Source organism: Gordonia namibiensis NBRC 108229, from assembly GCF_000298235.1.
In the GTDB taxonomy this organism is placed as follows: domain Bacteria; phylum Actinomycetota; class Actinomycetes; order Mycobacteriales; family Mycobacteriaceae; genus Gordonia; species Gordonia namibiensis.
Genome location: NZ_BAHE01000041.1, coordinates 23,855 through 33,378, shown reverse-complemented (window position 1 = coordinate 33,378; position 9,524 = coordinate 23,855). Strand labels below are relative to the sequence as shown.

Genomic DNA, 9,524 nt, shown 5'->3' with positions numbered 1-9,524 from the left:
CCTCGCCTACTCAACCAACGAAGGGCAGGCGGCCGCCGAAAAGCGCCCCCGGGATCCGCCCTGCACAGGCGATCCGACGACACTATGTCGCCGTCCCGTCTCTGGAGGGTGGTTCCCAGGGGCGTATTTCAGCAGGTCGGGAGGGGCGACCCCCGGGTCAGTCTGCCGAGGTGGTGTCCCCGATCGTCGGGCCGAGGAGGTCGTCGGCGTCGGTGATGCGGTAGGCGTAGCCCTGTTCGGCGAGGAAGCGCTGCCGGTGGGCGGCGTAGTCGGCGTCGAGGGTGTCGCGCGAGACCACCGAGTAGAAGTGTGCCTGTCCGCCATCGTGTTTCGGCCGCAGCAGGCGACCGAGGCGCTGGGCCTCCTCCTGACGCGAACCGAAGGTGCCCGACACCTGGACGGCGACGGAGGCCTCGGGGAGGTCGATGGAGAAGTTGGCGACCTTCGACACGACGAGCGTCTGCAGCTCGCCGGAACGGAAGCGGTCGAAGAGGATCTCGCGTTCCTTGTTCTTCGTCGAACCCTGGATGACCGGGCAGTCGAGTTCGCGGCCGAGCTCCTCGAGCTGGTCGATGTAGGCGCCGATGACCAGTGTCTGCTGACCCTTGTGCTTGTTCAGGATCGCCTTCACCACGTTGACCTTGGTGTGCGCGGTGGAGCAGAGCTTGTACTTCTCCTCCGGCTCGGCGACCGCGTACTGCAGGCGCTCCTCGTCGGTGAGGGTCACGCGGACCTCGATGCACTCGGCCGGTGCGATCCAGCCCTGGGCCTCGATGTCCTTCCACGGGGCGTCGTAGCGCTTGGGCCCGATGAGGGAGAAGACGTCACCCTCGCGGCCGTCCTCACGGACCAGGGTCGCGGTGAGGCCGAGGCGTCGGCGCGACTGCAGGTCCGCAGTCATGCGGAAGACCGGTGCGGGCAGCAGGTGCACCTCGTCGTAGATGATCAGGCCCCAGTCGCGGGAGTCGAAGAGGTCGAGATTCCGGTACTCGCCCTTCGACTTCCGCGTCATCACCTGATAGGTCGCGATGGTGACCGGACGGATCTCCTTGCGCTCGCCGGAGTACTCGCCGATCTCCTCCTCGGTCAGCGTGGTGCGCGCGATGAGCTCGCGCTTCCACTGCCGGCCGGCGACGGTGTTGGTGACCAGGATCAGGGTGGTGGCCCCGGCCTTGGCCATCGCGGCCGCGCCGACCATCGTCTTGCCCGCACCACACGGCAGCACGACGACGCCGGAGCCGCCGGCCCAGAACGAGTCGGCCGCCATCTCCTGGTAGTCGCGCAGGTGCCAGTCGCCCTGGTCGAGGTCGATGGGGTGGGCCTCGCCGTCGACGTACCCGGCGAGGTCCTCGGCCGGCCAGCCGACCTTCAGAAGGACCTGCTTGAGGCGACCGCGCTCGGACGGATGCACGATGACGGTGTCGTCGTCGATCTGCGCACCGAGCATCGGGGCGACCTTCTTGTGCCGCATGACCTCCAGCAGCACGGCGCGGTCGAGGCTGACAAGGGTCAATCCGTGCGCTGGATGCTTGACCAGCTGCAGCCGGCCGAAGCGACCCATCGTGTCGACGACGTCCATCAGCAGCGGCTGAGGGACGGCGTAGCGCGAGTAGGTGACCAGCGCGTCGACGACCTGTTCGGCGTCGTGACCGGCGGCGCGGGCGTTCCACAGCGCAAGCGGGGTGACCCGGTAGGTGTGGACGTGCTCGGGGGCACGTTCGAGTTCGGCAAAGGGTGCGATCGCCTGACGAGCCGCCTGCGCGTCGGGGTGGTCGACCTCGAGCAGCAGGGTCTTGTCGGATTGCACGATCAGGGGTCCATCGGTCACCCGCTCCATTGTCCAGATAGCAGCGGAGATTGTCAGCGACGGGCCTGTTTGTGTGTCAGAACACGGGGATGCCGAGCCGGCGGCGCACCCTCAGGTCGACGATGTTCAGCCGGAAGATGCCGCGCAGCATGGGCGCCACCACCGGGTCGACGACGCGCAATGCGGAGAGAATGGCCTGGTAGCGGCGGGCGTCGTCCGCGGTCCACGTCCAGCCCATCATCGACCGGAACTCCGGCGGGAGCCCGGCGTTGATGGCGTAGGTGAGGAAACCGCCCAGCGTCTTGTGGGCGATGGTTCCCACCACGCCGGCGCGGAACTCCAGAAACGAGAGGTCGGCGAGGCTCTGCAGTTCCTGCCGCACCGGCTCGTCGATCCGTAGTTCGGCGAGCTGGCTGTTCCAGTAGGCGAGGAGTTCGTCGTAGGTGGCCGGCCACTTGTCGCGGGGGACGTTGAGCGCGGTGCCGAGGGGGTGCGCCTCGGTGAGGACCATCTGCCGTTCGGCGTCGGAGAGCGGTCCGTGGATCAGCTCGTACTGGTCGATGAAGTATTTGAGCAGGCACACCGCGACCCACAGCTGTAGGCGCGAGTCGTTGGCGCTGTAGCGGACGGGGCTGGTCCCGGTCGAATAGACCTGGTCGTGCACGCGGCCGACGCAGTTGTGGATGTACTCCTTGTCGGAGTCGCTGCCCATCAGCGCGACGGCCAGGAAGGTGCCGGTGGTGCGGGCCCGCTTGACGGGGCGTTTGATGGCGTTGCCCCGCGGGACGCGGCTCTCGTGCACGCCGTACCCGACCTTGGGGTTCGACAGCTGCATGATCACGTTCGCGACGGAGAGCGTCGGGCCGATGACGGTGACGAGGTCGGCGGGACGTTTCACGCGGCGGCGTCGTGACGGTGGTTTGATGCGCGGCACTAGATCGTGCTGGTAGGTGTCGGGCACGGCGGTGGTGGCGTCGGCGGCATGGCGTACAGCGGTCATGACGGGCCAGCTTTCCTCGGCGCTGAGTACTGGTGAGCGTATCAAGATCCTGAGACGGATGTCACAGGTCGTGTCATCGCGGTGGTCAGGCGTCGAGCAGTTCGACGCTGGTCAGCCGGTGGAGCGAGAACCGCTGCTCGGTGTCGCTGCCGTCTTCGACGGCGACGAGCTGGCCGGCGCCGAGCACCTTCGGGGTCACGACGTGGCGGCTGGCCGATCCCTGGGCGTCGACGTAGCCGACGCGGAGGCGACGTTTGGCGCGCAGTGCGAGCTGGATGAGCGCGGTCGCCGATTCGCCGCTGCCGGAGGCGCGCACCGGCGTCGACGCCGAGGTGCTGCGGACCGGGGTGGCCGCGGCGGCGCGGTCGGTCGAGCGGATGCGGCCGACCACCGACCGGAGCTGTTCCTCCGACGGCGCGCTGCGACGCGGCTGGGCCTGGCGGCGAGCTCGCGACACAGTGACGCGGCTGCCGCGTTCGCGGAGGTCGACGACGGCGCCCGTCGAATCCTCGCCTGCGGGAGCGAATCCCGCGGCGCGCAGCTGGTCGATCACCTCTCGCACCTCTGACGGTGAGATCGCCACGGTCGGGGCGAGTGCCCGCAGCGCGAGCGGCTCGGCGGCCGGACTGCGTAGCACCGCGGCCAAGACCGTCGGGTCCTCGCAGCGGATGAAAGCCGACGCCACACCGACGCGGAGCTGTCCGTGCTTGCGGGCGACATCCTCGATGAGATACGAGAGCGACTGCGGGACGGGCGTTCTCGAGTGGGTGGTGAACATCGACAGCAGTTCGTTGCTGCTGCGGCCGGCGTCGAGCGCGCGTCGGACGCTCTCCGGGGTGATCCGGTACACCGATGCGGCGCCGCCGGATTCGAGGTCGGCGACCAATTCGACCTGCTCTGCGAGTTCCGGTGTCATCGGGCCCGGCACGGTGAGGGTGAGGTCGGCCTGGGTGAGGAAGTGGTCCACCGGCTCGGGCAGCACGGCGCGCATCGCGGTCAAGACCGCCGCATCGGCGTCGGCGGGATCGGCATCGGCCGACGGCTCGACGGTGCACGCCCGGCCGACAGTGGTCAGCGCGTCGTGGGCGACGAGCCCGATTTCTCGTGCCTCACGCAGGGTTTCGGCGACGAGGCGCTTACTGAAGCGCCGCATCTGACGGGGACGGTGCCAGTGCAGGTTCGCCAGTACAGCGTCGGGTGTCACCGGGACCGCGGGGTCGGCGTGGGCCAGCGTCGAGAGGATGAGTTGCCGCTGGATCGGCGCGTAAGCGTCGTGGAGATCGGCGGACAGGGTGGCCATCGCGTTGCCGTCGCGGTCGGGGTCACCGACCTGCCAGGCGCGCCGGGGCATGTGCAGCCAGGCGTCGGCCAGCGACAGCCATTGACGTTCGCGCGGCTGGTGCAGCCAGGTGTCCGCAGTGGACGTCGGCGCGAAGGTCTGCTCGCCGGAGTCGTTGGGCGGCGGCGGTTCCGGGAACCCGGCGTCGATGATCCGCAGGTAGCCGGCGAGCTCGATCAGGAACGCGACGCGCTGCGTCTCGATGCCGGAGAGCTTCGACAGTCGCCGGAGTTCGCGGACGCCGAGCGCCCCCGACCGCAGGACGGCGGCGGGAGTGGCGCCGAGGATGTTGAGCAGCGAGGTGAGGTGGCGGATGAGTTCGAGTGCCTCGCCGCCCGCCGCGGCGTCGACCGCCTTCGCCGGGAATCGCGGCTTGAGGCCGGCCTCGTGCAGCGGCGGGGGAGTGAGATCGTCGGTGCGCCAGGCCGGTTCGTCGCGGATCACCGCACCGACCATGGGCGGGAGTTCGACCGTCTGATTGTCGACACGGGCCAGCAGGCCCGACGAGATCAGTTGTGCGACCGGGGTGCTCGGGTCGGCGTCGGGATCGGCGTCGCGGCTGCGGCCCAGGGCCGGACCGCGGGCGAGGGTCTCCAGGAGTTCCTTCGGCCGCTCGTCGAGGTCGGCGACCATCGCCGCGATCTCCGCGCCGCTCCGACCCGCCAGCGGACCGGTGAGATGCGGTGACCGCCAGGGCATCGCTGAGTCGACGTGCTCGCCCGCGCAGAGCGAGGTCTTGTCGCCCCACAGGATCGCGCGGCGTCGAAGCAGCTCGATCCGAGCACGGACCTCGTCCGCGGCGGCCCGGCCGGACAGCGACTTCACGATCTTGGCGACCGACGGGCGCTTGGACTTCGTGGTCTTGCGGCTGCCCAGCGCGATCGCCTGCTCGAGGACGGCGACCGCCAGCACGTCGAGATCCTCGCCGGCCAACGCCAACGAGGCCGCGGACAGCGCACGCTGCGCCAGCACACGCGTGCCCTGCGGGGTGGGGGAGGCGAGGTCGGGCCGCTCGATCAGCAGCTCGGTGAGCTCGTCGTCGGAACGCGCGGCCAACTCCTCGGCCAGGCCGGCGTGCTGGTCATCCGAACTCATTCGATCGACTTTACCGGGCGGCGTGGAATCGCCACCTCCGGTGCAGATGCGCTGGCTTCGATACGGCCCTCGGCTTGCGCCTCGGGCCTACTCAACCAGCAGTGGGGGCCAGCAGTGGGGGCCTCGTACCGCAGACCAGCAGCCTCACTCAACCAGCAGTGGGGGCCAACACCAGCAGTGGGGCCTCGTACCGCAGGGGATCAGCCTCACTCAACCAGCAGTGGGGGTCTCGTCACCCAGCAGACGCGACAGCCCTCAGACGTCGCCGCGGCGCAGCATCCGGCCGCGCGCGGTCTCGAAGTCCACCTTCTGGCCGCGAACCCAGGTGCCCTTGACCACGCCGGCGAGGGCGCGCCCGTCGTACGGGCTGATCGCGTTCTTGTGGTGCAGTCGGTTGACGTCGACGATCTGTGCGGACTCCGGCTCGAAGACGGCGAAGTCGGCGTCGCAACCGAGGGCGATGCGGCCCTTGGACGGCAGGCCGGCGAGATCGGCGGGCCTCGACGCCATCCACTCGATGACCTGCGGCAGGCCGATGCCGCGCTTCTTGGCCTCCGACCAGATGAGCGACAGTCCGAGCTGCAGCGAGGCCACCCCGCCCCAGGCGACGCCGAAGTCGCCGTTCTCGGGGTCCTTGAGGTCGATGGTCGAGGGGGAGTGGTCGGAGACGATGCAGTCGATCGTGCCGTCGAGCAGTCCCTCCCACAGCAACTCACGGTTGCCGGCCTCGCGGATGGGCGGGCAGCACTTGAAGGCGGTCGCGCCGTTGGGGACCTCTTCGGCCAGCAGGGTGAGGTAGTGCGGGCAGGTCTCGACCGTGATCTTCACGCCGTCCTTCTTCGCGCTGGCCAGCATCGGCAGCGCATCCGACGACGACAGGTGCAGCACGTGGGCGCGGACGCCGGTCCAGCGTGCGCGCTCGATGACCTCGGCGATCGCCAGGTTCTCGGCGCCGCGCGGACGGGAGGCGAGGAAGCGCGCGTACTCGTCACCCTCGGGCGACGGGGCGTGGTCGATGGCGCGGGAGTCCTCGGCGTGGACGATCATCAGCGAGTCGAACTCGGCGAGCTTGGCCATGTCGGCTTCCATCTCGTCGGCCGTCAGGTGCGGGAACTCGTCGACGCCCGAATGCAGCAGGAAGCACTTGAAGCCGAACACGCCCGCGTCGTGGAGTCCGCGCAGGTCGTCCTCGTTGCCGGGGATGGCGCCACCCCAGAAGCCCACGTCGATGTGCGTCTTGCCGTGCGCGGCGGCGCGCTTCTCGGCCAGGGCGTCGACGTTGACGGTCGGCGGGATCGAGTTGAGCGGCATGTCGATGAGGGTGGTGACGCCACCGGCGGCGGCCGCACGGGTGGCCGAGTCAAAGCCCTCCCATTCGGTGCGGCCCGGCTCGTTGACGTGGACGTGGGTGTCCACCAGACCGGGGATCATCACCTGGTCGTCGGCGAGTTCGATGACCTCGGTGCCGACGAGTCCGCTGCCGAGCGGTTCGATGGCGACGACGCGGCCGTCGCGGATACCGATCTCGCGCGCCACGATGCCTGCGGTCGTCAGGGTCTGTTCACCTCGCACGACCAGGTCGAACGGCGCAGCGGTCGAGTTCGCGGCGGTGTCGGAGGCAGGGGCCGGGGCACCGGTTTCTGAGGTCATGGGGCGGGACTCCTTGCTGATCGCCGTGTCCTGGTGTCGTTCCAGAGACTAACCCAGCAGATTCCTCATCGTGGAATGTCGGGGCGTGATTTCGGAAAGGTGACTCGCGAGTAGCGCTTCGCGATGCTATTGACAACGCCCGGCACGAGGGCGCTAACCTTCACGAACGCGGAACCCCGATTCCACATCACGGAAGTTCCACGAGTGTAGGAGCGCGGTCAAAGATGACCGTCCGACGAAAGTGCAGAGATGAGCACTGAACCGCCCACGATCCAGCGTGACGAGGCGACGCCGAGGACGTCCACGACCGGCGTGTCCGCCGGCGAGGAGACCCACGGCGTGACCGGAACCGTCCCGGCCGGATTGAGTCCCAAGCTGTACAACGACGACCTGGCGCCCACGAGTCGCGTCGGCCGCCGCTGGAAGAGCTACAACATCTTCACGCTGTGGGCCAACGACGTCCACAGCCTGGGCAACTACGCCTTCGCCATCGGGCTCTTCGCCCTCGGACTGGGCGGCTGGCAGATCCTGACCGCACTGGTGCTCGGCGGTGTCTTCCTCTTCCTGCTGCTCAACCTGTCCGGCTTCATGGGCGAGAAGACGGGCGTCCCGTTCCCGGTCATGAGCCGCATCTCGTTCGGTATCCGCGGCGCGCAGATCCCGGCCCTCATCCGCGGCGGCGTGGCGATCGCCTGGTTCGGCATCCAGACCTACCTCGCGTCGGTCGTCCTCCGGATCATGCTGGTCGCGTTGTTCCCCGGCGCGGAGGACCTGGACGCCAACCGCTTCCTCGGCCTCTCGACGCTGGGCTGGATCTCCTTCGTTTCCCTGTGGGTGATCCAGGTGATCATCGTCAGCTACGGCATGGAGATGATCCGCCGCTACGAGGCCTTCGCCGGCCCGGTCATCCTGTTCACCATGGTGGCGCTGGCCATCTGGATGCTCAGCAACGCCGACTGGACCATCGCGTGGACCACTCCCGACTCGCTGACCGGCGTCGACATGTGGCTGAAGATCATCGGCGGCGCGAGCCTGTGGGTCGCCATCTACGGCACCTTCGTCCTGAACTTCTGCGACTTCACCCGCAACGCGGAATCGCGAAAAGCCATCCTGCGCGGCAACTTCTGGGGCATCCCGCTCAACATGTTGCTCTTCGGCGGCATCGTGGTCGTGCTGGCCGGTGCGCAGTTCCGGATCGACGGACGGGTCATCGAGTCGCCGTCGGACATCGTCCAGACCGTGCCCAACACCTTCCTGTTGGTGCTGGCCTGCCTGGCGCTGCTGATCCTCACGGTCGCGGTGAACCTGATGGCCAACTTCGTCGCGCCGATCTACGCGCTGTCCAACCTGTTCCCGCGCTACCTGAACTTCCGCCGCGCGGCACTCGTGACCGCCATCATCGGACTGATCATCCTGCCGTGGAACCTGTACAACTCGCCGGCGGTGATCAACTACTTCCTGGGTGGGCTGGGTGCGCTGCTCGGACCGCTGTTCGGCATCGTCATGGCCGACTACTGGCTCGTCCGCCGCTCGAAGATCGATGTGCCCGCGTTGTTCTCCGAGGCACCTGATGGCGCCTACCATTACCGGAACGGCGTGAACCTGCGGGCCATCGTCGCGCTGGTCCCGACGGCGGCCTTCGCCCTGGTGATGGCCTTCGTCCCGGCCTTCGAAGTGGTCTCGGAGTTCTCCTGGTTCATCGGTGCCGGTCTCGGTGCGGTCGTCTACCTGCTGGTGGCCGATCGCCGCGGACCGTTCGCCGAGGTGTCGGGCGAGCCGATCTCCGTCGCCAGCACCCACTGATCGCCAGGAGGTAGATCCGATGCGCATCCTCGTCGCCAATGTCAACACGACCGAGTCGATGACCGAGGCGATCGCCGACTCGGCTCGGTCGGTCGCCTCGCCCGGCACCGAGATCGTCGGCATCACACCACGATTCGGTGCCGACTCGTGCGAGGGCAACTTCGAGTCCTATCTCGCCGCCATCGCGGTGATGGACGCGATCCTCGCCTATCCCGAACCGTACGACGCGGTCATCCAGGCCGGGTACGGCGAACACGGTCGGGAAGGGCTCCAGGAACTCCTCGAGGTCCCGGTCGTCGACATCACCGAGGCCGCGGCGTCGACCGCGATGTACCTGGGACACAAGTTCTCGGTCGTGACGACGCTGGACCGGACGGTCCCGCTGATCGAGGACCGGCTCAAGCTCGCCGGCCTCGACCAGCGCTGCGCGTCGGTCCGGGCGTCGGGACTCGGTGTGCTGGAACTGGAATCGGACCCGGAACGGGCCGTGAAGGCGATCGTCGAACAGTCCACGAAGGCGGTGCACGACGACCATGCCGAGGTGATCTGCCTCGGATGTGGCGGCATGGCCGAGCTCGAGGAGCAGGTGCGCGCCGCGACCGGCGTCCCGATCGTCGACGGTGTGCGTTCCGCGGTCACGATCGCCGAAGGTCTTGTCCGGATGGGACTCTCGACGTCGAAGGTCCGTACCTACGCGAAACCGCGCGAGAAGAAGGTCACGGGCTGGCCGTTCACGATCTGAGCCGACGGTCGGGGTTCTCCCGGTCAGGCACCCGAAGATCCGATTGCGTTTTGTTCCGGGGGCCGGGACAAAACGCAATATGATTCGG

The 9,524-nt window shown here is 68.3% G+C and carries 6 protein-coding genes; 2 read left to right on the top strand and 4 right to left on the bottom strand.

Going from position 1 to position 9,524, the window contains the following annotated elements:
• Positions 1–157: 157 nt before the first annotated feature.
• From GONAM_RS18045 to allB, 4 genes are all read right to left on the bottom strand, one after another.
• On the bottom strand, positions 158–1,828 hold the full coding sequence (locus GONAM_RS18045) for a DNA repair helicase XPB (RefSeq protein WP_006868199.1): 1,671 nt from the start codon (positions 1,826–1,828) through the stop codon (positions 158–160).
• A gap of 55 nt (positions 1,829–1,883) precedes the next feature.
• The gene (locus GONAM_RS18040; protein WP_006868198.1) at positions 1,884–2,807 is read right to left on the bottom strand and encodes an oxygenase MpaB family protein; all 924 of its coding nucleotides are present in this window, start codon (positions 2,805–2,807) and stop codon (positions 1,884–1,886) included.
• 85 nt (positions 2,808–2,892) lie between these two features.
• The gene (locus GONAM_RS18035) at positions 2,893–5,241 is read right to left on the bottom strand and encodes a helicase-associated domain-containing protein (RefSeq protein ID WP_006868197.1); all 2,349 of its coding nucleotides are present in this window, start codon (positions 5,239–5,241) and stop codon (positions 2,893–2,895) included.
• 255 nt (positions 5,242–5,496) lie between these two features.
• Positions 5,497–6,891, bottom strand: coding sequence for an allantoinase AllB (gene allB / locus GONAM_RS18030; protein WP_006868196.1), 1,395 nt, complete (start codon positions 6,889–6,891; stop codon positions 5,497–5,499).
• A gap of 249 nt (positions 6,892–7,140) precedes the next feature.
• Here allB and GONAM_RS18025 point away from each other — a divergent pair, with 249 nt between their 5' ends.
• Both GONAM_RS18025 and GONAM_RS18020 read left to right on the top strand, forming a co-directional pair.
• Entirely contained in the window at positions 7,141–8,694 is a 1,554-nt protein-coding gene (locus GONAM_RS18025) for an NCS1 family nucleobase:cation symporter-1 (RefSeq protein WP_006868195.1), read from the top strand.
• Positions 8,695–8,713: 19 nt separating this feature from the next.
• Positions 8,714–9,436: an aspartate/glutamate racemase family protein gene (locus tag GONAM_RS18020; RefSeq protein WP_006868194.1), complete on the top strand. Its 723-nt coding sequence runs from the start codon at positions 8,714–8,716 to the stop codon at positions 9,434–9,436.
• The last annotated feature ends 88 nt before the right edge of the window (positions 9,437–9,524 follow it).